Here is a 23141-nt window from a genome sequence, read left to right on the forward strand (position 1 = left end):
GTCAGCGACCTTCGGGCATGGGCAACGGGTCCATGCTCTGATCGGTGTCGGAGAGGTCGATGCCGTAGTCGGCGGCGAAGACGTTGTGGGTTTCGACGGTGACGTCCTTGCCCGTGTGGTGGAGGTTGAACACGCGGGCGCCGCGAAGGCGGTGGTTGCCCTCGCCGCCGAGCCCGTAGGTGCCGAAACCGGTGCCGGGCCCGTAGCCGAGCAGCACGCCGTAGTAGTCGCCCTGGTAGGTGTTGATGTGGTCGTGCCCGACGAACACGCCCTTGACGTCACCGCGGTGCTGGATCGCCGAGAACATCCCGGAGTTGAACGGTCCCGGGCACTCGTCCTCGTTGCGCTCGCCGGTGATGCCGTGCTTCTCCACCGCGCGCGCGTGATCGGCCTCGGTGCGGCCGTCCACGCTGGCGAACCACATGAACCGGTGCTCCCAGAGGCAGATGTGGTGGAACATCAGGCTGGGAATCCGGAACCCGAAGCGCTCCTCCAGGGCGGCGGAGGTGTCGAGGTACCAGTTGATCTGATCACCGCGCAGCCAGTCCCAGTCCGGGTAGCCCTCGAAGTCCTGGCCCGCTATCTGCTCGGGCGCGTAGCGACCGCTGTCGAGCAGCCAGACGTTGAAGGCCGGTGCGGCGCCTCGGGAGTCGTTGATCAGCAGGTTCATGTTCCCGGTGCCGGTGACGCCCTCGGGACCGACCTCGTTGACGTTGTTCGGGTAGCCGCGGAAGAACTCCAGCATGTCCGGCTCCGCGAAACCGGTCTTCGGGGTGGAGTCCTCGTCGTGGTTGCCGAACGTCGCCGCCCACGGCACACCGCGGCGCTCCATCGGCTGCACGATGTTGTTGAGGGCCTGCTTGGCCTCCAGCTCGGTGTTCGGGTCACCGTTGATGAGGTCGCCGACCAGCACGACGAGGTCGGGCTTCTCGCTGTCGAGCACCCGTTCCACCAGTTCGATCGTGCGGCGGTCGATGCGGTGGCCGTCCTGGGTGTCGTTGAACTGGACGATCTTGAACTTGCCGCTGTCGTTGAACCGCAGCGAGGTCTCGCCCGCGCCGGCAGCCGTCGGCCGCCCGGTCGAGCCCAACGCCACCGCCAGCGCTCCGACCCCACCTGCCTTGAACACGCTGCGACGCCCCACACCCGAAACGGCCCACTTCGACACGCTTTTCACTCCCTCTCGTCGGAACGACGAAAGCTTGTTCCACCAACGTGATCCCCGGGTGAACCTCCCGGGGACCACAGCCGAAATGTCCGGGATCGCACGGTTCGCGGAGCGGCCGCGGCCCGCCGGACCGCGGCCGCTCGGCGTCACAGCCAGCCGCTGCCCATGCGGGAGAGGTGGTTGTGCAGCTCGGCCGTCCAGTCGACCTGGGGAATCGCCTCGTAGTCGATGTTGAGGACGTTGGTGAGGTCTCGACCGCTGGAGAGCAGGCCCGCCTTCTTGTCCCCTTCGACGACGACGTCGAGGCCGTCGTGCCCCGCGATGAAGGTTACTTCGAGCTGCTTCAGGCGCGGGTAGTTCGGCGAGCCATGGAACTCGATCTCCTGGTAGAACGGCAGCGTCTGGCGGGTTCCGCGCAGGTGGCCCGCTTCGCAGTCGACCCGGTGCAGGACGAAGCCGAGGCGTTCCACCGCCTCCAGCAGGACGTGCTGGGCGGGCAGCGCGCCGATTCCGACCGGATCGGTGTCGGTGGCGTCGACCGCGCCGCTGATCTCCAGCCTGGTGCGGATCGCGACCTCACCGCCCGGCAGGTGCCTGCCGGCGTAGAACGTGATCGGGGTTTCCATCGGGGCCATCACCTGGAACGGCAGCTCCACGACCTGACCCGGTTGCAGGGTCACGCCCTCCCCGACCCGCTGCAGGCCGAAGCCGCGCACCGACTCGACCTCGTCGTCGTGGACCTCGCGCTCCACGCGGGTCACGAACTCGACCGACACACCGTCCAGCTGCTGCGGGACCTCGCCGCCGCGCAACCGCACGACCCCGTGGACCTGACCGCCCGGCTGCACGCCCGGGGTGTGCAGCTCGGTCTCCACGTCGGCGCCGCCGACGCCGACCGCCGCCAATAACTTCTTGAACATGCGCACCAGTCTTCCGGCTGCGTCCGCCGCGCGGGCCCGAATTACCCATTGTTCAGGCACTTCTCAGCGAAAACGCGACAACGGCCGCGCGGGTATAGCGTCGGAGGCATGACTCAGATCGATTTCCAGTCCCGCGTGGGCGTGTGGTGGACCAGCGATGCCTGGAGCATCCAGGACGTGCGCTCTCGGGCGAAGGAGATGGAAGGGCTCGGTTACGGTTCGCTGTTCTACGGCGAGGCGTTCGGCAAGGAGTCCTTGACGCAGGCCGGGGCCCTGCTCGGAGCGACCGAGCGGCTCGTCGTCGGCACCGGCATCGCCAACATCCACTCCCGCGACGCCACGGCCGCCGAAGCCGGCTCCCGAACCCTCTCCGCCCTGCACCCCGGGCGGTTCGTGCTCGGGCTCGGCGTCAGCCACGCTCCCCTCGTCGAGGGCAACGCCGGGACCTACGCCAAGCCGCTGGCGACCATGCGCAACTACCTCAAGCGCATGGACGAGCTCTCGGACAAGGTCGAGCCCGGTGCTGCGCGGCCTGCCCGGCTGCTGGCAGCGCTCGGGCCGAAGATGATCGAGCTGTCCGGCACGGCCGGCGACGGCGCGCACCCGTACCTGATCACCCCGGAGCAGACGGCGAGCACGCGCGAGCTGCTCGGACCCGACAAGTGGGTGGTCAGCGAGCAGGCGGTCGCGCTGACCACCGACCGCGAGGTCGGGCTGCGCCGCGCCCACGAGCACCTGCACATGTACTCGCAGCTGCCGAACTACCGGAACTCCTGGCTGCGGCAGGGCTTCGACGAGTCCGATCTCGTCGTCGGCGGATCCGACGAGCTCGCCGAGGCCCTGGTGGCGATCGGCGACGCCAAGGCGATCGCCGAGCACGTGCAGCGCCACCTGGACGCCGGGGCGGACCACGTGGTCATCCAGGTCCTCGGGGACGACCCGTCCGCGGACCCGCTGCCCGCGCTGCGCGAGATCGCACCGGCACTCGATCTGTGAGCCTTGCGTCAGGGTGACGGACCGGTGATCTTGCGCCGATAGGGTCGGCGCGTGAGTGGAACCGAGCAAGAACACCCCCACGACACCGAGGACCTGGTCCGCCTGGTGCTCCTCACCCGCCAGGAGCTGGGCTGGGACCAGGCGAAGCTCGCCGCGTCGGCCGGAATACCCGAGTCCGACGTGGCGCGCTTCGAGGCGCAGGAGATCGTCCCGGCCAAGCCGCTGGCGCTTCGGTTCCTCGAAGTGATGGGCGTGGTGGTGCAGGCCTGAACCCGCTCGTCATCGAGGGTTCTGCTTCCCGACGGAGGGCTCGGGGAACGCGGGCCGCCCCGTGCTGCGAGCATGGGGGTCGTGGATGAGACGCAAGACGTGAAGGCCCGGCCCAAGCCCACCGGCGCCGCCGTGTGCGCGCACCTCGGAATCGGGGTCGACGACGAACAGGCGAAGCTCGCCCGCGACCGCCTCAACAAGTCGCTGGCGAACTACAGGGTGGCGTTGCTGGCAGGGGAGCAGGCGGGCGCCGAGGTCGTCGGCGCCTGACGGCGCACCGACCGGGCAGCGGCGAGCGCGCTCCGTCCCGCGGAGCTAGCTCGTCGCGATGCGCTGCGCCTTGGCGCGCTCCTCGGTGGCCCGCTGCTCGCCGATGAACGGGGCGACGACGCAGAACAGCAGATCCGGCAGCAGTTCGGGCAGCTGCTCGGCCTCGCCGCGCTGCACGCGGTTGTAGAGGACTTCGAGGACCGCCCCGACGATGGTCTCGGCGGTGAAGCTCGCTCCCAGAGCGGTCTGCGGGAAGTTCCGCGTCTGCTCGGTGATCACCTCGGTGAGGTTGCGGATGATCTCGCCGCGGCGGCGCAGCGCCTCGGGACCGGCGGCGAAGACCTCGACGATGCCCAGCGCGGCCGCGTCCGGATCCGCCGCGAGCTCGCGCAGCGTGCTCTCCAGCGCCTCGCGAGCGCTGGAGACGTAGTCCTCGTGCGCCGAGTAGGCGGTGTGCACGGCCGTGACCAGCCGATCGGCGACCTGGTCGAACGCGGTGAGGAACGCGACCTGCTTGTTGGCGAAGTGCTGGTAGAAGGTCTTGCGCGAGACTCCGGCCCCGCTGACGAAGTCCTCGACCGTCGCGTCCGCGTAGCCGCGCCGACCGACGGCGGTCACCACGGCGTCGAGGATGCGACCGCGCTGGTCGTCGGCCACCTGATCCGCCGGGATTCCGTGCCGCCCGGGTGGCAGCTTCCGCTGATCGCGGGGAACCCTGGCGCCCACCTGCCTGCTACCTCTCTCGTGGTCGATGGATCGGTCTGCCGGAAGCAAGATCTTCAAATCGAGCTTACCGGCCCGCTAACGTGCCCGCGTAGACATTGCGGGGGGAACGAAGGTGAGCACGTGATCTCGAATTCGCCGGAGTCGTTCGCCGATGCGGTGGAAGCGTGGCACGCGGCGTGCAAGCAGGCGTGCCTGGAGAATCGGAACTGCCTTGATCGATACGGCGCGGTGGTCACCGCGCTGATCACCTGGTTGGCCGACAACCCGGCCGCTGCTCGGCTGTACTTCGGTGACTGCGATGAGACCGAACATCCGTGGCTATCGGCCTACGTCCGTTCCTCCGCGAACGATCTGACCAGGTCACTGGTCGAGTGGAACGCGGCGCACAACCAGCCGGAGAACAAGACGAAGATCGAATTCGTCATCGGGGCGCTCCGCCATCTCGTTCGCGAGGAATTACGCAGGGAAACAATCGACCACACCCGATTGGCCCACCGCCTCACCCTTTTCACCCCGCTGCTGCCAACAAATCGGAACTGCGGCGACCACTGTTGATCACACCTGTCATTGCGATTTAGAAACACGCGTGTTTCTATACATTTTCCCTCAGGCGCAGCCTCGAATTCACCACCGCTGAACACCACTCCGCGACGCGAAACGACGTGCCGCCGGAGCTGCGAGGCATGCCCCACGACAGGAGGTCATGATGCGCACAGGACGACGCAAGATCGCAGCCGTGGCGATGATCGCCGCGTTCTCCCTCGGCGGCGCCGCCGCGGCCCAGGCGGCCACCGCCCAGGCCGTCCAGTGGAACCCGCAGAACACCGTCGAACCCATCACCCTCGTGAGCGGAACGCAGCTGGTCATGACGGCCAACACCGGCGTCGAGGTCAGGTGCAACGTGGTCAACGGCAACGTCCAGGCACCGGTCGGCGGCAACCCGGCCGTCGCCGGAACCGTCGATTCCTCCGGCGCCCCGGCAGCACCGACCATCACCGACTGCACCAACACGCTCGCCCCGTCGGCGGCCACCACCGTCACCCCGTCCGGCCAGTGGCTGGCCACCGCGACCAGCACCGGCAGCGTCGACATCAGCCAGGCCAGCGCGACGGTGACCATCAGCGGAGCGTGCACGATCACCGTGGACAACGCCTCAGTCCCGGCCAACGGCTGGGACAACGGGACCCATCAGCTGACCGCCAACTCCCGCTCCTCGTTCCCGATCAGCGAGAGCGGCCTGCTCTGCGACGGCGCGACCAGCGCGACGCTCAGCGGCACGCTGCAGCTCCCGGCAGAGGTGACCATCTCCTGACCCGGAGAGCGGGGCGCGGTCGTCGTCGCGCCCCGCTCGTGCCGATGTGCGCAAGATCGGAGAAGACATCGCCGGTGGGGCGTCCTAGGTTCGACGAGTCGAACGTTCACAGGAAGGGCACCCCACCATGGCGCAGCGCGTCCGCGTTCACTGCATGAGCGTCTCCCGGGACGGCATCGGAGCAGGCCACGACCAGAGCTTCGAGCGACCGTTCGGCACGGCCGTGAGCCCGGAGGCGATGTTCTCCTGGGCCGGCGCCACCGCCAGCTGGCCGAACCGCGCGGACGCCGGAGGCACCCGGGGCTTCGAGGACCGCCTCACGCGCGACTTCACCCTCAACATCGGCGCCGAGATCATGGGGCGCAACAAGTTCGGCCCGCTGCGCGGCCCCTGGCAGGACCACGAGTGGCACGGCTGGTGGGGTGACGAGCCGCCGTTCCACACCCCGGTCTTCGTGCTCACCCACCACGAACGGCCCTCGTTCACGCTCTCCGACACCACGTTCCACTTCCTCGACGCGACTCCGCAGGAGGCCGTCGAGAAGGCGAAGGCCGCCGCGGACGGCAAGGACGTGCGCATCGGCGGTGGCATCACCACGCTGCGCGAGTTCATCGACGCCGACCTCATCGACGAGATGCACATCGCCGTCGTCCCGGTCGAGCTCGGCGACGGCATCCGCCTCTGGCGGAGCCCCGACGAGCTCGCCGACCGCTACCACCTTGAACGCGTCACCGCCCCCAGCGGCGTCGAGCACCACTTCTTCTGGAAGCGCTGAGCGGGGCGCGGTCGTCGCCGCGCCCCGCTCAGCGGTCGGTCAGCTCGCGTTGTGGCCGTGCGGGATCGCGCGGCCCTCGGCGTGCGCGGCGAAGGTGGACAGCTGCGCCTGGCGCAGGCGTGCCCGCTCCTCGCGGGTCTGCATGCCGTTGACCGCCTCCGTGCTGTGCGAGTACGCCTCGACGACGTTGGCCAGTCCCTTGGCGTTGCGCTCCAGGGCCAGGCGGTCGATGTTGCCGAGGTGGTCGGCCGCCTGGTGGTAGTTCGGGTCGTACGCCGCACCCGCGGTGCCGCCCCACTTGGCGGCCTGGGCCTCGGTCTTGACCCCTTCGGCACCGGTGAACAGCCCGCCCGCGGGGATGCCGTTGGCGATGAACTCGCCGTAGTCGGAGCGGCCGTTGAAGTCGGTGCCCTCCAGCTCCACGCCCTGCGCGGCCATCGCGGCCACGAAGTCCTGCTCGATCTGACCCGAACCCTGCGGCCCGGGGCCCGAGCCGACGGCGTCGGAGTCGTCACCGTCGTAGGCGAAGTAGCCGGCGTTCGGCGAACCGATCATGTCGAAGTTCAGGTACAGCGCGATGTCGAGCTGCTGCTCGAAGGTCAGGCTCTGCACGTACTTCGTGGAACCGATCAGGCCCGACTCCTCCGCGCCCCACCAGGCGAAGCGCACCGCGTTCTCGGTCTGCGGGTTGCCGCCCATGCGCAGCGCGGCCTCCAGCAATCCGGCGCTGCCGCTGCCGTTGTCGTTGATGCCCGGCCCTTCCGCGACGCTGTCGAGGTGCGCTCCCGCCATCACGACGTTGTCGGTGCGGCCCGAACGGGTCTGCGCGACGACGTTGCGGGTGGTGACGGTCTCCAGCCGAGACTGGACGTCGAGCTTCACCTCGGCGCCCGCCTGTCCGGCCAGGGCCTCGCCGACCTGCTTGGTCACCCCCGCGGTGGGGATGCGCGCGTCCGCCGGGTCGCCGAGCGTGCCGTTGAGGGGCCCGTCGACGTTGTTGTAGATGATCGCGCCCGCGGCGCCGAGGTCCCCCGCGACCCGCTGCTTGTCGGCGAAGGTGCAGGAACCGCGCTGGACCAGCACGACCGAACCCGCCACGTCAGCCGGGAAGTCCGCGGCCTCGCAGCCCGGGGTGTCGTCGACCGCGGCGACCGACAGCGGGGCCGTGATCCCGCCCTGCGGGGTGGCCGGGGAGTACTCCAGCGCGTCGCCCTCGGTCGGCTGACCGGCGACCGCGAGGCTGAAGGAGTCCAGGTAGTAGGCGTCGTAGGTGAACTCCGGGGTGGTCACGTCGAAACCGGCACCGCGCAGCTTGCCCGCGACGTAGTCCACGCTCGCCTCGTACCCGGGAAGCCCGGACGCGCGGTTCCCGCCGTTGCTGTCGGTGATCCGCTGCAACGCGATCAGGTGACGGTTGACCGCGTCGCCGGTGATCCGGTCGCCGAGACCGGCCGGTGCCGCGGACGCCGGGGCGATGGCGACCAGAGCTGCCGCGCAAGTGGCGGCCAGAGCAGCGGCCGTGCGTCTGGGTGTGATGGTTCGCGAACTCATCGAGCTCCCCCGTTTTGTGCGGATTGGGTGTTTGTCCGATCCAGTCAAGCGAACCCGGACGAAGTTCAGAAGCGGGAATCTTTCCCGTTTTTCCCGACTCGGCCCGCGTTCTCGGTTTTCGCGCCGCCCGCAGCTGACTACGGTCACGGGCATGCATGGGATTTCAATCCGCGAGCCCGGTGACCCCGACGTTCTGGTGTGGACCGAACACCCGGACCCCCATCCCGGCCCCGGTGAGGTGGTCATCGACGTCGTGGCCAGCGCGGTCAACCGCGCCGACCTCGCTCAGCGCCAAGGCAACTACCCGCCGCCCAAGGGCGCAAGCGAGATCCCCGGACTGGAGTGTTCCGGCACGATCGCCGCGATGGGCGAGGGCGTGACCGGCTGGAACGTCGGCGACGAGGTGTGCGCGCTGCTGGCCGGAGGCGGATACGCCGAACGGGTGGCCGTCCCCGCTGCGCAGGTGCTGCCCAAGCCCGCCGGGGTGGACCTGGTGGAGGCCGCCGGGATCCCCGAGGTCGCCTGCACCGTCTGGTCGAACGTGGTCATGGAGGCCGGACTGCGCGAAGGGCACCTGTTCCTCGTGCACGGCGGCGCGGGCGGCATCGGGACCTGCGCCATCCAGATCGCCAAGGCGCTGGGCGCGCGGGTCGCGGCGACCGCGGGATCGGCCGAGAGCCGCGCGCTCTGCGCGGAACTGGGCGCCGATCCGGTGATCTCCTACCGCGACGAGGACTTCGTCGAGGTCGTCAAGGGCCTCGGCGGGGCGAACGTCATCCTCGACAACATGGGGGCGTCCTACCTGGACCGGAACCTCTCCGCGCTGGCCGTGGACGGGTTCCTGGCCGTGATCGGCATGCAGGGCGGCGCCAAGGCCGAGCTGAACATGGGCAAGATGCTGATGAAGCGGCTGCGCATGTCGGCCCTCGGCCTGCGCGGACGCCCCGTGGAAGGACCGGACGGCAAGGCCCGCATCGTCGCCGACGTGCGCGAACGCCTCTGGCCGCTGATCGAGAGCGGCGAGGTGCGGATGCCGGTGCACGCGCAGATCCCGATGGCCGAGGCGTCCCGCGCCCACGCCACCCTCGAATCGGGCGACGTCCGGGGCAAGATCCTCCTGGTGCGGTGAGCGGCGGATTCGAATTCCGCGCGAGATTCGAGCCCGTACTCCGGCGTTCACATCTCGCGCGAAATTCGAGTTCCCCACCCGGTCAGGTGAGGTCGGCGACCGCCTGGACCAGCTGGTCGACCTCGGTGGAGTTCGTGTAGTGCGCCAGGCCGACCCGGATGGCTCCACCGACCTCGGCCGCGCCCAGGGCCGCGAAGACGCCGTGGGTGCCCGGGTCGGCGAAGGCGCAGATGCCCTGGTCCGCCAAGTGCGACACGGCATCGGTGGCCTTGACGCCGTTGACGGTGAACGCCACCGACGGGATCCGGCGCATGGCGTCGCCGATGAGCATCACCTCGGGCAGCTTGCGCAGCCCGTTGGTCAGGTTGGTCAGCAGACCGGCCTGGTAGGACTTCACCGCGCGCAGCGAGGTCAGCAGCCGCTCCCGCCGCGGCCCGATGGCCGCGTCGTCGAGACCGGCGAGGTAGTCCACCGACGCGACCAAGCCCGCGAGCAGCGGCAACGCGTGCGGGCCCATCTCCAGGCGCTCCGGCCCCCGGGCGCTGTGGTCCAGCGACACCGACGGCAGGTGGTCGAGCATCGCCGGGTCGCGGAAGACCAGCGCCCCCACCTGCGGACCGCCCCACGCCGAGGCGTTGACGGCGACCACGTCGGCACCCAGCTCGGTGATGTCCAGCGGGACGAACGGCGCGGCGGAGGAGGCGTCGACGACCAGCAGCGCGTCGTGCTCGTCGGCGGCCTCCGCGGCCGGGCGGATGTCCGGCCGGGTGCCGACCGCGCCCGAAGCGGCCGTGATCGCCACGACCTTCGTGCGCGGCGTGACCAGGTCGCCGTACTGCCAGGTCGGCAGCTCGCAGGTCTCGATGTCGATCTCGGCCCAGCGCACGGTCGAACCCGAGCGCTGGGCGGCGCGCTGCCACGGGTCGACGTTGTCGGGCGAGTCCAGCCGGGAGACGACGACGTCGTCGCCGATCATCCAGCCGTCGCCCAGGGCGTCGGCGAGCCTGCCGAGCAGCACGGCCGAGTTCGGCCCGAGCACCACCCCGGAGGGCTTGGCACCCACGAGATCCGCGATCGCGCGACGAGCGGCCTCCACGATCGCCTCGGCGCGCTGCGAAGCGGGGAAGTTCCCGCCAGGACCGGAAACCGGTGCCCGCAGGGCGGTGGACGCCGCCGTGGCCACCTGCTCGGGAACCTGCATGCCTGCCGGGGCGTCGAGGTGCACCCACCCGTCGCCGAGCGCCGGGAAGAGTCCGCGAACCGCCGCGACGTCGAACGCCATGATTCAGACATTACTGAAACGCCGAGCTCGGCGGCGTCCAGGGTGGCCAATACTGCATCACTCGCGAGCCGTCGGCCCAGCGCTGCGGGCGAGTCGGCACGACCCCTGCCGCGACCTCGCGGCACACTGGAACCATGGCAGCCATGAACGAACAAGAGCGTCCGCAGGTGTTCGTGGTGGGCGAGGACGGCAACCCCGTGGGTGCCGGCGCGACCGAAGCCGGCGACGAGGGCCAGGAGCACGGCGAGGACATCAACGGCCTGGTCGAGCAGCCGGCCAAGGTCATGCGCATCGGCACCATGATCAAGCAGCTGCTGGAGGAGGTCCGCCAGGCACCGCTGGACGAGGCCAGCCGCAGCAGGCTCAAGGAGATCCACCAGTCCTCCATCCGCGAGCTGGAGCAGGGCCTGGCACCGGAGCTCATCGAGGAGCTGGAGCGGCTGTCTCTGCCGTTCGCGCAGGAGACGACGCCCTCGGACGCCGAGCTGCGGATCGCCCAGGCACAGCTGGTCGGCTGGCTGGAGGGCCTGTTCCACGGCCTGCAGACCGCGCTCTTCGCCCAGCAGATGGCCGCGCGAGCCCAGCTGGAGCAGATGCGCCGAGGTCTGCCGGCAGGTTCCGGCGAACCGGACATGGGCCCGACCAAGGGCACCGGGCAGTACCTCTAGCGGTCCTGCGGGATAACGGAAGGTAGCGCCCGACGTCAAGCGGGCGCTACGCCTTCGAGTGACGCCCAGCCCGAGTGTGCACGCGCGTGGTCGGTACTCTTTCGCTCGTGCATGCTACGAGCACGCTAGACCGACCCCCGGCGCCTTCTGAGATCTCGCCGCGGTCCTGGCGAAAAGCGTTCAACGACATTGGTGACGCCCTCAGCCAGCGACAGCTGTGGGCTCATCTGGGCTGGCAGGACATCAAGCAGCGCTACCGCCGCTCCGTCATCGGCCCGCTGTGGATCACCATCAGCATGGCCGTCACGGTCACGGCGCTCGGTCTGCTCTACTCGCAGCTGTTCGGGCAGCCTCTGGCCGAGCACCTGCCGTACCTCGCGGTCGGCTTCATCATCTGGGGCTTCATCGGCAACTGCGTCAACGACGGTGCCGAGGTCTTCATCTCCAACGAGGGGCTGATCAAGCAGCTCCCGGCACCGGTCAGCATTCACGTGCTGCGGCTGCTGTGGCGGCAGGTCCTGTTCTTCGCGCACAACCTCGCCGTGTACTTCGTGCTGCTGCTGATCTTCCCGCAGCCGCTGTCGTGGACGATCCTGCTGGCGATCCCGGCGTTCGTGCTGATCGGCCTCAACGGCGCCTGGGTGATCCTCGTGGTCGGCACCATCTCGACGCGGTTCCGCGACATCCCGCCGGTGACCCAGAGCATCGTGCAGCTGATGTTCTTCATGACGCCGATCGTGTGGAACTACGACCAGTTCAAGTCGAGCCCGAACCCGGTGATCGCCGAGCGCGCGAAGCTCGCCGAGATCAACCCGTTCATGCACTTCCTGGAGATCATCCGGCAGCCGATGCTCGGCAGCCCCATCGCCTGGCACCACTGGCTGGTGTGCGGCGCGATCACCGTCCTCGGCTGGGCAGTGGCGCTGTTCGTGCTGCGCAACTACCGTGCCCGTGTCTCCTACTGGGTCTGAGTGAGGCCGAATACACCATGGTCAGCATCGACGTATGGAACGCGGCGGTCGACTTCCCGATCTTCGACGCGAAGTCCCGCTCGCTGAAGAAGGCCGTGCTCGGCCGAGCCGGAGGCAAGATCGGCACGGACAGCCGGGTGCCGGTCATCGAGGCGCTGCACGACATCAACATGTCGCTGCGCGAAGGTGACCGGGTCGCGCTGGTCGGCCACAACGGCGCGGGCAAGTCGACGCTGCTGCGGCTGCTGTCGGGCATCTACGAGCCCACCCGGGGCAGCTCTCGCGTGGTCGGCAAGGTCGCGCCGGTGTTCGACCTCGGCGTGGGCATGGACCCGGAGATCTCCGGCTACGAGAACATCATCATCCGCGGCCTCTTCCTGGGCATGTCCCGCAAGGAGATGGAGAAGCGGATCGACGACATCGCCGAGTTCACCGAGCTCGGTGACTACCTGGCGATGCCGTTGCGCACCTACTCCACCGGCATGCGGGTCCGGCTCGCGCTGGGCGTGGTGACCTCGATCGACCCCGAGATCCTGATCCTGGACGAGGGCATCGGCGCGGTCGACGCGGAATTCCTGGAGAAGGCGCGGGACCGCCTCAACGACCTCGTCAAGCGATCCGGCATGCTTGTCTTCGCCTCGCACTCCGACGAGTTCCTCGTCGAGCTGTGCAGCACCGCGATCTGGATGGACAAGGGCGGTATTCGCGAAGAGGGCTCGCTGCGCGAGGTCTTGACGCACTACAAGGGGTACGACCCCTTCAACAACCTGAGTGAGGAAACCCTGGCCCGGATCGGTGAATCGCGGGCCACGATCGGGAGCGAAGAAGGCTCATGAGCACCGACTCCGCACAGCAGCTGCCCGCCGGATCCGTAGTCGCGGTCATCGTCACCAGGCACCGTCGCGAGCTGCTGGCCGAGTCACTGAAGGTCATCGCGAGTCAGACCCGGTTGCCGGACCACCTCGTCGTGGTCGACAACGGTCCCGACCAGTCGGCTTCCGACGTGGTCGATGACTGCCCGGTGCCTTCCACCTACATCGCCTCGCAGCGAAACCTCGGCGGCGCCGGCGGTTTCGCGCTGGGCATGCTGACCGCGCTGTCGCTGGGCGCGGAGTGGGTGTGGCTCGGTGACGACGACGGCCGCCCGGCCGACGAGCACGCGCTGTCCACGCTGCTGGAGGTCGCCGAGAAGCGGCGGCTGGCCGCCGTGTCGCCGGTGGTGGTCAACATCGACACCCCCGACACGCTCGCCTTCCCGCTGCGCCGGGGCCTGACCTGGAAGCGCAAGGTCAGCGAGTTGCCTGAGGACTTCCTCCCGGGCATCGCCTCGTTGTTCAACGGCGCGCTGTTCCGCGCCACCACGCTCGACGTCGTGGGCGTGCCGGACTACCGGCTGTTCTTCCGGGGCGACGAGGTGGAGATCCACCGCCGCCTGGTGCGCTCGGGCCTGCCGTTCGGGACCACGTTCCGAACGAAGTTCCTGCACCCGGACGGGTCGGCGGAGTTCAAGCCGATGCTGGGCGGCCGGTTCCACGCCCAGGACCCCTCCGACGCCAACAAGCGCTACTACACCTACCGCAACCGCGGTTACCTGCTCTCGCAGCCGGGGATGCGCAAGATCGGTGCCCTGGAGGTCGTCCGGTTCGGCCTGTACTTCGTGGTGCAGCGCAAGGATCCGAAGGCGTTCCGCGAGTGGCTGCGCCTGGTGATCCAGGGACGCAAGGAGCGGTTCTTCCGCCGTTGATCCGAAGCTTCGACCGAGCGGTCGCCGGAACTCCCGGCGGCCGCTCGCTTTTTACGCGGACTTCACAGCGGGCTCGATAACCGGAAGGTCACGGGACGCTTAGAGGCGCCTGAGATCGAACTGAGTTCGCAGCTCACGGCGTTACCCCTGGTGTCGATTCGCACACCCCCGGAATGCCGCGAAAGCGCCCGGACCAGCAACTACTATTCTCCTTTCGTGCTCAGTGGCCAGGAAGACAGCCGCCGAACGGACGACCCTTCGGCAGACAACGGGACCGACCGCGCTCGACCGTCGGCCAGGCGGCTGAAGCTGTTCGCCTCCGTTCTGGGCGTGCTGGGCACGGTGCTCGCCCTGGCGGTGCCGTTCCTGCCCGTCAACCACGACATCACGACCCTGAAGTGGCCGACGGCGGAAGGCACCAAGTCGGTGTCGGCGCCGCTGGTCGGCTACTCGCCGCTGTGGCTCAACGCGGAGGTGCCGTGCGTCTCGGCGCGCAGCCTCGACGCGCGCACCAACGGCGCGGCCGTGCTGCTGAGCACCAACCCGCCCTCGTCGGACTACGGCAAGCTCACCGGTCTGACGCTGCAGGTCGACAACGGCCAGCTGACGCTGCTGACCAAGGGCCAGCAGGTCGGCACCGCGGCGATTCCCGCCGGGGACTGCTCGATCTCGCTGCGCTCCGACGGCTACGGCAGCACCGCCAGCGTCGGCGACCAATCGATCGCCAACCTGCGCGGCGACCAGCGCCCGCAGCTGACCGGCGTGTACTCCAGCATCGACGACCACCTCGACGACGTGCGCGGACTGTCGTTCGAGGCGCGGGTGGACACCCGCTACGAGAGCCAGGCGACGACGCTGAAGCTGGTCGTGATCGCGCTGACCGTGCTGGCCTTCATCGGCTCGGTGATCTGCCTGCGGCGCCTGGACGTGCGCGCGGGCAGGCGTCCCCCGAAGTGGTTGGCGATCGGCTGGTGGAAGCCGACGTTCCGGGACGTCGCGGTGATCGGCTCGCTGCTGGTGTGGTGGGTCGTCGGGGCGATGACCTCGGACGACGGCTACATCCTCAACATCGCGCGAGCGCGCGAGAGCTTCGGCTACGTCAGCAACTACTACCGGTGGTTCGGCGTCCCGGAGGCTCCGTTCGGCTGGTTCTACGAGCTGTACTCGGTGTGGGTGCAGGTGTCCACGGCCACGCCGTGGGTGCGATTGCCCGCGCTGCTGATGGGCATCGTCAGCTGGCTGCTGATCTCCCGCGAGGTGCTGCCCCGGCTCGGCCAGCAGGTCCGGCGCTCCAACGCCGCCGGCTGGGCCGCCGCGGCCGTGTTCCTGGCGTTCTGGCTGCCCTACAACAACGGCCTGCGCCCCGAACCCGTCGTGGTGCTGTTCTCGCTGCTGGCGCTGTGCGCCGTCGAGCGCGCCGTGGCCACCGACCGGCTGATGCCGGCCGCGCTGGGCCTCGTGGTCGCCGCGCTGTCGGTGGGCGCGAACCCGCACGGCATGGTGTCCGTGCTGCCGTTCGTGGCCGCTCTCAAGCCGCTGTTCCGGCTGGTGCGCAAGCGGGCCCTGGAGTTCGGCTGGCTGCCGGTGCTGGCGCCGATCGCCTCCTCCGGGTTCGTGATCCTGACGCTGGTGTTCGCCGACCAGACGTGGCAGTCGGTCATGGACGCCACCGACCTGCGCACCGACATCGGTCCCAGCCAGAGCTGGTACGAGGAGCTCAGCCGCTACAACCTGCTGTTCAGCCCCACGGCGGACGGCTCCATGACGCGGCGCTTCCCCGTGCTGCTGGTCATCCTGTGCCTGGCGACCTGCGCCGTGGTGCTGCTGCGCCGGGGCCGGATCCGGGGTGCGGCGCTGGGCCCGAGCCGGCGACTGCTGGCGATCAGCGCCATGTCCTTCGGCGTGCTCGTGCTGACCCCCACCAAGTGGTCGCACCACTTCGGCATCTTCGCCGCCACCGGCGGAGCGCTGGCCGCGCTGACCGCGCTGGCCACCAGCACCACCGTGCTGCGCTCCACGCGCAACCGGGCCGCCTTCTTCGCCGGGCTGATGGTCATCCTGGCCTTCGCCGCCACCGGCCCCAACGCGTGGTGGTACGTCTCCGGCTGGGGTGTGCCCTGGTACAACATGCCGCCGCAGCTCAAGGGCAGGCACCTGAGCACGATCCTGCTGATCATCGCGTTCATCGCCCTGGTGGTGGCGTTCGTCGAGCACCTGAGGATCGACGAGCACAACCCGAAGGTCGTCGACGAGCGCTTCAGCCGCGAGGAGGGGCGCAGCCGCGCGCTGCGGATGGGCACCGCTCCGCTGTCGATCCTCTGCGCCCTGCTGGTGCTGTTCGAACTGGCGAACTTCGGCAAGGTCATCCAGAAGCAATGGGGCAGTTACAGCCTCGGCGCGGACAACATCAAGCAGATCGTGGGCACCAGCTGCGGCCTGTCCGACTACATCTACGTCGAGACCAACCCGCAGTCCGGGATGCTGCGCGTGGCCGGGGAGCAGCCGTCCACGGCGGCGCCGTCGGAGGACAAGGACATCGGCGTCCCGCCCAAGCGCCTGCAGGACAAGGAAGACGCCGACCAGTACATGCGGGCGAAGCTGTCCGGCTTCAACCAGCCCGGTTTGCCGCCTGGCGACGGCACCGACCCGCAGGAACCCAACTGGCGGCCGCCGCACCAGTTCGGCAACGACAAGGCTCCGGTGTGGGGCAGCTACGACGCCGCCGCCGTCGGCACCGGTGAGCTGCGCACCCAGTGGTACGACCTGCCGGAGCGCGCGCAGCGCGGCGAGGTGCCGGTGGTGCTGTCGCTGGCCGGCGCCGAGCTGGGCGCGAACTCGGTGGCGCTGGAGTTCGGGCACGACACCCCGAACGGCTTCCTGATCACCGAGCGCAAGTACGTGGTGCAGCAGGAGGGCGGCCCGAACTGGCGGGACTTCCGCTACACCCTGGGCGGCAAGTCCGAGGGCGCCACGAAGATGCGCGTGGTCGCGGTGGACAACGCGCTCGGCCCGAACGGCTGGGTCGCGGTCAGCGCCCCGCGCGCGCCGCAGCTGGTGAACATGACCGACTTCGTCGGTGACCAGCCGGCGTTCGTGGAGTGGACGGCCGCGCTGGTGCACCCGTGCCTGCAGCTGCCGCGCGTGCACCACGGCGTCGCCGAGATCCCGAAGTTCCGGGTCGCGGCGGGTGCCGAGGTCCGCGACATCGGCCAGGGCTGGTCGTCGCCGGACTCCGGCGGCCCGTTCGGTTGGCTGAACGTGGCGACGAGCATGCGCGAGCTGCCGACGTACATGAAGAACAACATCCACCGGGACTGGGGTTCGCTGTACGCCGTGGACCCGTACGACGCGGACGCCGTACCGGCTCAGACGGCCATGGACGTCCACACCGAGACCCACTGGGGCAACTGGACCCCGGGGCCGCTGCCGAAGACCCTGCAGCTCCCGGGCGACGTCCCCAGCTCCGACGACCGCAACGACGTCAAGGGCTTCGAAGCACCCGAGGAATCGGACCAGTAAGCCCTCACGCGAGGAGCCTCACCCCGAGCGCCCCTCCTGCCGGCCACGGCCGGTGGGAGGGGCGCTCGCACGTGCGGGGCTCTCTTCCCGCATCACCACGCACTTCCCGAGCCACTCCTGCCCCGGAGGCGTTCACCCGTTGCGGGGGCGGATTCGAACTTCGCGCGAAATTTGAGCGCGAACTTCGGCACTCGAATTTCGCGCGAGTTCGAATGGCCCGTGACGCGAGAAGGGCGCCCGGCCGGGGTGGCCGAGCGCCCTTCGAAGTGAGGTCGCGAGGGTCAGTCGCGGAAGACGAGGAGCTTGAGCATGATGAAGTTGATCATCGTTCCGAGCCCCTGGGCGATGACCCAGAACAACGTGAACTGCCACGCCGCCTGCGCGTTGAACACCACGCACAGCAGCTGGTTGGTGCCGATGTTCACGAAGAACGTCGTGGTGTAGAGCACGGCGAAGGCCCCGGCCTTCGCGGTCGTGTTGCCCTGGCCCGCGCCCTGGAACGTGAACTTGCGGTTGATCACGTAGGACGCCGTGGTGCCCAGGATGAACGAGATCGACTTGGACAACCAGACCGGCCAGCCGAGCACGCCCAGCAGCAGCGAGTAGGTGCCGAAGTCGATGACGGCGCAGCCGCCGCCGATGATGATGAAGCGCGCCAGCTGGTTGAACACGCCCAGCTTCTTGGGCTCGGTGTTGGCTGCGGTATCGGCCACTGTCACAGGTTCACCCTTACGAAACGACGGCAGGACCAGACGCCCTCCGACCCCGCAGCTGGAGATGCCGGGACCGTGGCACACACGTCCCCCGAGAGTGTAGCGATGACGCTTCGCGATCCGCTGGGGACCGCTCGTACCCGGCGGTAGAAGAACCCGATGCGCGGATAGACTCGGCTGGGTGGGATCGGTAAAGGACGAGTTGCAGACGCTGACCGGCTGGGGGCGCACGTCGCCCACCAGGGCACACGTCGTCAGCACTCCGGACGTCGAGGCCATCGCCGACGCGGTCCGGAAGGCGGGCGAGCGGGGCGTCATCGCGCGCGGCCTGGGTCGCAGCTACGGCGACCCGTCTCAGAACGCGGGGGGCACGGTCATCGACATGACCGCCCTGGACCGCGTGCACAAGATCGATGTCGACGAGGCCGTGGTGGACGTCGACGCTGGGGTTTCGCTGGACGCCCTGATGCGCCGGCTGCTGCCGCACGGGCTGTGGATCCCGGTGCTGCCGGGCACCCGACAGGTCACCGTCGGCGGTGCCATCGGATCCGACATCCACGGCAAGAACCACCACTCGCAGGGCAGCTTCGGCAGCCACGTGCTGTCGCTGGACCTGCTCACCGCGGACGGCCAGGTCCGCACCCTCACGCCCGAGGGCGACACCTCGGAGCTGTTCTGGGCGACCGTCGGGGGCATGGGCCTGACCGGCATCATCGTCAGGGCCGTGGTCAAGCTCAAGCGCGTCGAGACCGCGTACTTCGTGGTCGACAACGTGCAGACCAAGAACCTCGACGAGCTGATCGAGCACTTCACCGACGGCTCCGACGCCAACTACGTGTACTCGGTGGCGTGGTTCGACTCGCTCGCCCGCGGCGACAGCCTGGGCCGCGCCCTGCTGACCCGGGGCAACTCGGCGAAGCTGGAGGACCTGCCGAAGAGGCTGCGCAAGGACCCGTTGAAGTTCAACGCGCCGCAGCTGATGACCGCCCCACCGATCTTCCCCAACGGGCTGGTCAACAAGTACACGATCACCGCGTTCAACGAGGTCTGGTACCGCAAGGCACCGACCAAGTTCGGCGCGGTGCAGAACATCACCCAGTTCTTCCACCCGCTGGACCTGGTCGGCGAGTGGAACCGCATCTACGGCCCGAACGGCTTCCTGCAGTACCAGTTCATGGTGCCGTTCGGTCAGGAAACGATGTTCCGCCGGTCCATCGACAAGATCAGCGCCTCGGGCCACGTGTCGTTCCTGAACGTGCTCAAGACCTTCGGCCCGGGCAACGACGCCCCGATGTCCTTCCCCCGGGAAGGCTGGACGCTGACAGTCGACATCCCGATCACCCCGGGACTGGACCGGCTCTGCCAGGAGCTTGACGAGATGGTCCTCGACGCAGGTGGCCGGTTGTACCTGGCCAAGGAGTCGCGGACCAATGCCGAGATGATCGAGAAGATGTACCCGCGAATCGACGAGTGGCGCACGATCCGCGCTTCGGTCGACCCGCAGGGCATCTTCGTCTCCGACCTTTCGCGAAGGCTGGGCCTGTGACCGCAGCAATGGAGTACCGCACGCTGACCGGTTGGGCACGAACCGCACCGTCCCGGGTGCGCGTGCTCAGCACGACCGACGTCGACGCCATCGCCGAGGCGGTGCGCACCGCCGACGAGCGGGGCGTCATCGCCCGCGGCTTGGGCCGCAGCTACGGCGACGTCGCGCAGAACGCCGGTGGCGTGGTCGTCGACATGACCGCGCTCAACCGCGTTCACGACATCAACCCGGACACCGCCATCGTCGACGTCGACGCGGGCGTGAGCCTGGAAGAGCTGATGAAGGCCGCGCTGCCCTACGGCCTGTGGGTCCCGGTGCTGCCGGGCACCCGTCAGGTCACGGTGGGTGGCGCGATCGCCAACGACATCCACGGCAAGAACCACCACAGCGCCGGCAGCTTCGGCAACCACGTGGTGGCGATGGACCTGCTCACCGCCGACGGCGAGATCCGCACGATCACGCCCAACGGCCCGGACGCCGACCTGTTCTGGTCGACGGTGGCGGGCATCGGCCTGACCGGCATCATCCTGCGCGCCTCGATCCGGATGACCCGGACCGAGACCGCGTACTTCATCGCCGACGCCGACCGGACCGCGAACCTCGACGAGACGATCGAGCTGTTCAACGACGGCTCGGACGACAAGTACACCTACTCGTCGGCGTGGTTCGACTCGATGTCCACCGGCTCGAAGCTGGGTCGCGGCGCGTTCGGCCGCGGCTCGCTGGCCACGCTCGACCAGCTGCCGCCGAAGCTGCGGGCCGACCCGCTGAAGTTCGACGCGCCGCAGCTGCTGACGCTGCCGGACGTCTTCCCGCCGCGGCTGGCCAACAAGCTGACCTTCGGCACCATCGGCGAGCTGTACTACTGGAAGACGCCCAAGCGCGGCCGCGACCTGATCCAGAACCTGACCGCCTTCTACCACCCGCTGGACCTGATCGGCGAGTGGAGCCGGGCCTACGGTTCGCAGGGCTTCCTGCAGTACCAGTTCTCGCTGCCCTACGGCAAGGACGAGGACCTCAAGCGGATCATCCGCAAGGTCGCCCAGTCCGGCCACGTGTCGTTCCTCAACGTCATCAAGAAGATGGGCGAGGGCAACCGGTCCCCGCTGTCCTACCCGCACCCCGGCTGGCTGGTGTGCCTGGACTTCCCGATCGTCGACGGTCTGGGCAGGTTCTGCACCGAGCTGGACGAGGACGTGCTCTCCCTCGGCGGCCGGCTGTACACCGCCAAGGACTCGCGGACCTCCGCGGAGACCTTCCACCAGATGTACCCGCGGGTGGACGAGTTCAAGAAGATCCGCCAGACCATTGACCCCGAAGGCAAATTCGCCTCAGACATGAGCCGGAGGCTTGAGCTGTGATCGACGCTGTTGGCAACCCCCAATCCCTGCTGGTGCTCGGCGGCACCTCGGACATCGCGCTGACCACCGCGAAGCAGTACGCGCAGACCCGCGCGCTGCGCATCGTGCTGGCCGACCGCCCCGAGGAGTCCGAGCGCCTCGAAGCCGCTGCCGAGGAGCTGCGCAAGACCGGCAGCACGGTGTCGATCCTGCACTTCGACGCCCGCAAGCCGGAGACGCACGCCGAGGTCATCGACAAGGCGTTCGCCGACGGCGACGTCGACGTCACGCTGATCGCCTTCGGCATCCAGGGCGACAACGAGAAGGGCTGGACGGACTTCGAGGCCGCCCGCGCCGTCGCCGACATCAACTACGTCGCCCCGGTGGGCCTGGGCGTGCTGCTGGCCAACAAGCTCAAGAAGCAGGGCCACGGCAGCATCGCGGTGATGGCCTCCCCGGCCGGTGAGCGCGCTCGCCGCTCGAACTTCGTCTACGGCTCCTCCAAGGGCGGCCTGGACATCTTCTACACCGGTCTCACCTACGCGCTGGAGGAGCACGGTGTGAAGGTCACCGTGATCCGCCCGAACTTCGTGCACACGAAGCTCACCGCGGGCATGAAGCCGCCGCCCATGTCGCAGACCCCGGACCAGGTCGCCGCGGCGATCATCGACGGCGTCCGCAAGGGCAAGGAAGAGGTCTACGCGCCCGGCCAGATGCGCTGGGTCATGTTCGTGCTCAAGCACGTCCCCCGCTTCATCTTCAAGAAGCTGCCGTTCTAGGAGTTGTTCCGGGGTCGGTTCGCTGGGTGGCACCGCCGCGGGTTCCCACACCTGGAACTGCGGCGCTGCCGCTTGAACGATCGATCGAACGCTTCGGCCGAACGGGGTCGTCGGGTGCATCCCGGCGGCCCCTTTCGCTTTCCCGGGTTGACCGCGGATCCCGGGGAGGTCCAGAATTCGATCTCGGACGCCCGGTTTGTCCAGACCACTGGACCGGAATTCGCGATCGGGACAATTTTGCCGCGAACGGGCAACGTTTCGCCCTCTCGCAGCGATCTGTACCTGTGCGGGCGTCGCGACGCCCGCCGAGCTTCCAGACGCGCGGCGCGCATCGGGAAGCGCGGATGCCCGGAGAAGTGGGGTTCACCAGGCATCCGCGTCCGTGGGTCCTCCGCCTGCCCTCATTACCCGGGGGACCCACGGAACGTCCGCGAGCGGACTTCCCTCGGACGCCCGGCGCGGTTCCGGGGTTTCTCCCGCGCGCGCGAAATCGAAGGCGCGGAGACATTTTCGCCCGTTCGGACTATCAAGGAAGAACTTCTCAGGACTGCGTGTGAGCGGCTGGACGCCCCCAGTAGCCTGATCATTCGTGGACGACTTCGAGACGGCCATCGCCGAGTACTACCGACTCGGACCGGAGCGGGATCGCCTCAGCACCTGGGGGTATCTGGAGGCGCTGCGCACCGCCGAACTGCTGGGTCGACACCTGCCGCCGGCACCGGGCATCGTCTACGACATCGGCGGCGCCGAAGGCGCCTACGCCCTGCCGCTGGCCCGCGACGGCTACGAGGTGCACCTGGTCGACGCCTGGGCTCCGCACGTGACGGCCGCCGCCGAGGCCTCCGCCGCCCAGCCCGCCGCACCGCTGGCCGGCTGCACCGTCGGCGACGCGCGGGACCTCCCCTTCGACGACGGCACCGCCGACGCGGTGCTGCTGCTCGGCCCCCTCTACCACCTGCTGGAACGCTCCGACCGGCTGCGCGCGCTGCGCGAAGCGCACCGGGTGCTCAAGCCGGGCGGCGTGCTGTTCGCGGCGGCGGTGTCGCGCTACGCGTCGACCTTCGACGGCGTGGCGATGGGCGACATCGTCAACCCGGACTTCCAGGAGCTCGTCCAGGGCGCGCTGCGCGACGGCCTGCACCGCAACACCAGGCCCGACGAGTTCCCGCAGTGGTTCACCCTCACCTACTTCCACCGGCCCGCCGACCTGCGCGACGAGGTCGCCGACGCGGGTTTCCGGGCGATCGAGCTGGTGGCGGTGGAGAGCGTGGCGGCGTGGGCAGCCGACAGCCGCCGGCTGAGCGAACCGGAGTACCGGGACGCGACGCTGAAGGCGATCCACCGGGTCGAGTCGGTGCCCGAGCTGCTGGGGGCCAGCCCGCATCTCATGGCGGTCGCACGCAGGTCCCACTGACGTCTCTTCGGCGGTTCCTTCGGCGTGTCGGGCAACCCGGAGAGCGGT

At 69.0% G+C, this 23141-nt stretch carries 22 protein-coding genes; 16 read left to right on the forward strand and 6 right to left on the reverse strand.

Annotated features, from left to right (window positions below):
* Position 1: 1 nt before the first annotated feature.
* Both E1202_RS09050 and E1202_RS09055 read right to left on the reverse strand, forming a co-directional pair.
* Positions 2–1168 carry a metallophosphoesterase family protein gene (locus E1202_RS09050; RefSeq protein ID WP_132682149.1) on the reverse strand — a complete coding sequence of 389 codons (1167 nt, stop codon included), beginning with the start codon at positions 1166–1168 and terminating at the stop codon, positions 2–4.
* A 146-nt stretch (positions 1169–1314) separates the two neighbouring features.
* Positions 1315–2088, reverse strand: a complete 774-nt coding sequence (locus E1202_RS09055; protein WP_132682150.1) for a sporulation protein — start codon at positions 2086–2088, stop codon at positions 1315–1317.
* A gap of 108 nt (positions 2089–2196) precedes the next feature.
* Between E1202_RS09055 and E1202_RS09060 the strand changes: the two genes are divergently transcribed.
* The 3 genes from E1202_RS09060 (at position 2197) to E1202_RS09070 (ending at position 3624) form a co-directional block, all read left to right on the forward strand.
* Positions 2197–3084 carry an LLM class F420-dependent oxidoreductase gene (locus E1202_RS09060; RefSeq protein WP_132682152.1) on the forward strand — a complete coding sequence of 296 codons (888 nt, stop codon included), beginning with the start codon at positions 2197–2199 and terminating at the stop codon, positions 3082–3084.
* 51 nt (positions 3085–3135) lie between these two features.
* Entirely contained in the window at positions 3136–3354 is a 219-nt protein-coding gene (locus E1202_RS09065; RefSeq protein WP_132682153.1) for a helix-turn-helix domain-containing protein, read from the forward strand.
* Positions 3355–3435: 81 nt separating this feature from the next.
* Positions 3436–3624, forward strand: coding sequence for a hypothetical protein (locus E1202_RS09070; RefSeq protein ID WP_132682154.1), 189 nt, complete (start codon positions 3436–3438; stop codon positions 3622–3624).
* A gap of 45 nt (positions 3625–3669) precedes the next feature.
* Here E1202_RS09070 and E1202_RS09075 read toward each other — a convergent pair whose 3' ends face one another.
* The gene (locus tag E1202_RS09075; RefSeq protein WP_165943795.1) at positions 3670–4350 is read right to left on the reverse strand and encodes a TetR/AcrR family transcriptional regulator; all 681 of its coding nucleotides are present in this window, start codon (positions 4348–4350) and stop codon (positions 3670–3672) included.
* A gap of 120 nt (positions 4351–4470) precedes the next feature.
* On the opposite strand from E1202_RS09075, the gene E1202_RS09080 reads away from it, so the two are divergent.
* The 3 genes from E1202_RS09080 (at position 4471) to E1202_RS09090 (ending at position 6437) form a co-directional block, all read left to right on the forward strand.
* A complete protein-coding gene (locus tag E1202_RS09080; protein WP_132682157.1) occupies positions 4471–4905 on the forward strand; it encodes a hypothetical protein in 435 nt (144 codons plus the stop codon).
* Positions 4906–5056: 151 nt separating this feature from the next.
* On the forward strand, positions 5057–5662 hold the full coding sequence (locus E1202_RS09085) for a hypothetical protein (RefSeq protein WP_132682158.1): 606 nt from the start codon (positions 5057–5059) through the stop codon (positions 5660–5662).
* Between the two features lie 127 nt (positions 5663–5789).
* Entirely contained in the window at positions 5790–6437 is a 648-nt protein-coding gene (locus E1202_RS09090; RefSeq protein WP_132682160.1) for a dihydrofolate reductase family protein, read from the forward strand.
* Between the two features lie 39 nt (positions 6438–6476).
* Here the strand turns inward: E1202_RS09090 and E1202_RS09095 are convergent, their stop codons facing one another.
* Positions 6477–7988 (reverse strand): M28 family peptidase, encoded by a 1512-nt coding sequence (locus E1202_RS09095; protein ID WP_132682161.1) that lies wholly within the window; start codon positions 7986–7988, stop codon positions 6477–6479.
* A gap of 151 nt (positions 7989–8139) precedes the next feature.
* On the opposite strand from E1202_RS09095, the gene E1202_RS09100 reads away from it, so the two are divergent.
* A complete protein-coding gene (locus E1202_RS09100; RefSeq protein ID WP_132682162.1) occupies positions 8140–9117 on the forward strand; it encodes an NAD(P)H-quinone oxidoreductase in 978 nt (325 codons plus the stop codon).
* An 82-nt stretch (positions 9118–9199) separates the two neighbouring features.
* Here E1202_RS09100 and E1202_RS09105 read toward each other — a convergent pair whose 3' ends face one another.
* Positions 9200–10399 (reverse strand): cysteine desulfurase-like protein, encoded by a 1200-nt coding sequence (locus tag E1202_RS09105; protein WP_132682164.1) that lies wholly within the window; start codon positions 10397–10399, stop codon positions 9200–9202.
* Between the two features lie 134 nt (positions 10400–10533).
* On the opposite strand from E1202_RS09105, the gene E1202_RS09110 reads away from it, so the two are divergent.
* The 5 genes from E1202_RS09110 (at position 10534) to E1202_RS09130 (ending at position 17301) form a co-directional block, all read left to right on the forward strand.
* On the forward strand, positions 10534–11067 hold the full coding sequence (locus tag E1202_RS09110; protein WP_132682166.1) for a bacterial proteasome activator family protein: 534 nt from the start codon (positions 10534–10536) through the stop codon (positions 11065–11067).
* Positions 11068–11174: 107 nt separating this feature from the next.
* Complete coding sequence (gene wzm, locus E1202_RS09115) at positions 11175–12038, forward strand: galactan export ABC transporter permease subunit Wzm/RfbD (protein ID WP_235876594.1); 864 nt, start codon at positions 11175–11177, stop codon at positions 12036–12038.
* A 17-nt stretch (positions 12039–12055) separates the two neighbouring features.
* Positions 12056–12874 carry a galactan export ABC transporter ATP-binding subunit Wzt/RfbE gene (wzt, locus tag E1202_RS09120; RefSeq protein WP_132623511.1) on the forward strand — a complete coding sequence of 273 codons (819 nt, stop codon included), beginning with the start codon at positions 12056–12058 and terminating at the stop codon, positions 12872–12874.
* Entirely contained in the window at positions 12871–13782 is a 912-nt protein-coding gene (gene glfT1, locus E1202_RS09125; protein WP_132682167.1) for a galactofuranosyltransferase GlfT1, read from the forward strand. The genes wzt and glfT1 overlap by 4 nt, the downstream gene beginning before the upstream one ends.
* A 216-nt stretch (positions 13783–13998) precedes the next feature.
* Positions 13999–17301, forward strand: coding sequence for an arabinosyltransferase domain-containing protein (locus E1202_RS09130; RefSeq protein WP_132682168.1), 3303 nt, complete (start codon positions 13999–14001; stop codon positions 17299–17301).
* A 281-nt stretch (positions 17302–17582) separates the two neighbouring features.
* On the opposite strand, the gene E1202_RS32095 is transcribed toward E1202_RS09130, so the two are convergent.
* Entirely contained in the window at positions 17583–18014 is a 432-nt protein-coding gene (locus E1202_RS32095) for a GtrA family protein (protein WP_328590965.1), read from the reverse strand.
* Positions 18015–18195: 181 nt separating this feature from the next.
* Between E1202_RS32095 and E1202_RS09140 the strand changes: the two genes are divergently transcribed.
* The 4 genes from E1202_RS09140 to E1202_RS09155 all read left to right on the forward strand — a co-directional run bounded on the left by E1202_RS09140 (position 18196) and on the right by E1202_RS09155 (position 23093).
* Positions 18196–19560 (forward strand): FAD-binding oxidoreductase, encoded by a 1365-nt coding sequence (locus E1202_RS09140; protein WP_132682170.1) that lies wholly within the window; start codon positions 18196–18198, stop codon positions 19558–19560.
* An 8-nt stretch (positions 19561–19568) separates the two neighbouring features.
* Positions 19569–20921, forward strand: coding sequence for an FAD-binding oxidoreductase (locus tag E1202_RS09145; RefSeq protein ID WP_132682242.1), 1353 nt, complete (start codon positions 19569–19571; stop codon positions 20919–20921).
* Positions 20918–21679: a decaprenylphospho-beta-D-erythro-pentofuranosid-2-ulose 2-reductase gene (locus E1202_RS09150; protein ID WP_132673265.1), complete on the forward strand. Its 762-nt coding sequence runs from the start codon at positions 20918–20920 to the stop codon at positions 21677–21679. Before E1202_RS09145 ends, E1202_RS09150 begins: the two co-directional genes overlap by 4 nt.
* A gap of 589 nt (positions 21680–22268) precedes the next feature.
* Complete coding sequence (locus E1202_RS09155) at positions 22269–23093, forward strand: class I SAM-dependent methyltransferase (RefSeq protein ID WP_132682172.1); 825 nt, start codon at positions 22269–22271, stop codon at positions 23091–23093.
* Positions 23094–23141: the final 48 nt, after the last annotated feature.

This window comes from Saccharopolyspora karakumensis (assembly GCF_004349225.1).
GTDB classification, from domain to species: Bacteria; Actinomycetota; Actinomycetes; order Mycobacteriales; family Pseudonocardiaceae; genus Saccharopolyspora; species Saccharopolyspora endophytica.

What these genes read in the sequence shown, in the direction of transcription:
- E1202_RS09060 (WP_132682152.1), top strand. Translation starts at nt 2,197, where the DNA reads ATGACTCAGATCGATTTCCAGTCCCGCGTGGGCGTGTGGTGGACCAGC.
- glfT1 (WP_132682167.1), top strand. Translation starts at nt 12,871, where the DNA reads ATGAGCACCGACTCCGCACAGCAGCTGCCCGCCGGATCCGTAGTCGCG.
- E1202_RS09055 (WP_132682150.1), bottom strand. Translation starts at nt 2,088, where the DNA reads ATGTTCAAGAAGTTATTGGCGGCGGTCGGCGTCGGCGGCGCCGACGTG.
- E1202_RS09110 (WP_132682166.1), top strand. Translation starts at nt 10,534, where the DNA reads ATGGCAGCCATGAACGAACAAGAGCGTCCGCAGGTGTTCGTGGTGGGC.
- E1202_RS09095 (WP_132682161.1), bottom strand. Translation starts at nt 7,988, where the DNA reads ATGAGTTCGCGAACCATCACACCCAGACGCACGGCCGCTGCTCTGGCC.
- E1202_RS09145 (WP_132682242.1), top strand. Translation starts at nt 19,569, where the DNA reads ATGGAGTACCGCACGCTGACCGGTTGGGCACGAACCGCACCGTCCCGG.
- E1202_RS09085 (WP_132682158.1), top strand. Translation starts at nt 5,057, where the DNA reads ATGCGCACAGGACGACGCAAGATCGCAGCCGTGGCGATGATCGCCGCG.
- E1202_RS09105 (WP_132682164.1), bottom strand. Translation starts at nt 10,399, where the DNA reads ATGGCGTTCGACGTCGCGGCGGTTCGCGGACTCTTCCCGGCGCTCGGC.
- wzt (WP_132623511.1), top strand. Translation starts at nt 12,056, where the DNA reads ATGGTCAGCATCGACGTATGGAACGCGGCGGTCGACTTCCCGATCTTC.
- E1202_RS09090 (WP_132682160.1), top strand. Translation starts at nt 5,790, where the DNA reads ATGGCGCAGCGCGTCCGCGTTCACTGCATGAGCGTCTCCCGGGACGGC.
- E1202_RS09100 (WP_132682162.1), top strand. Translation starts at nt 8,140, where the DNA reads ATGCATGGGATTTCAATCCGCGAGCCCGGTGACCCCGACGTTCTGGTG.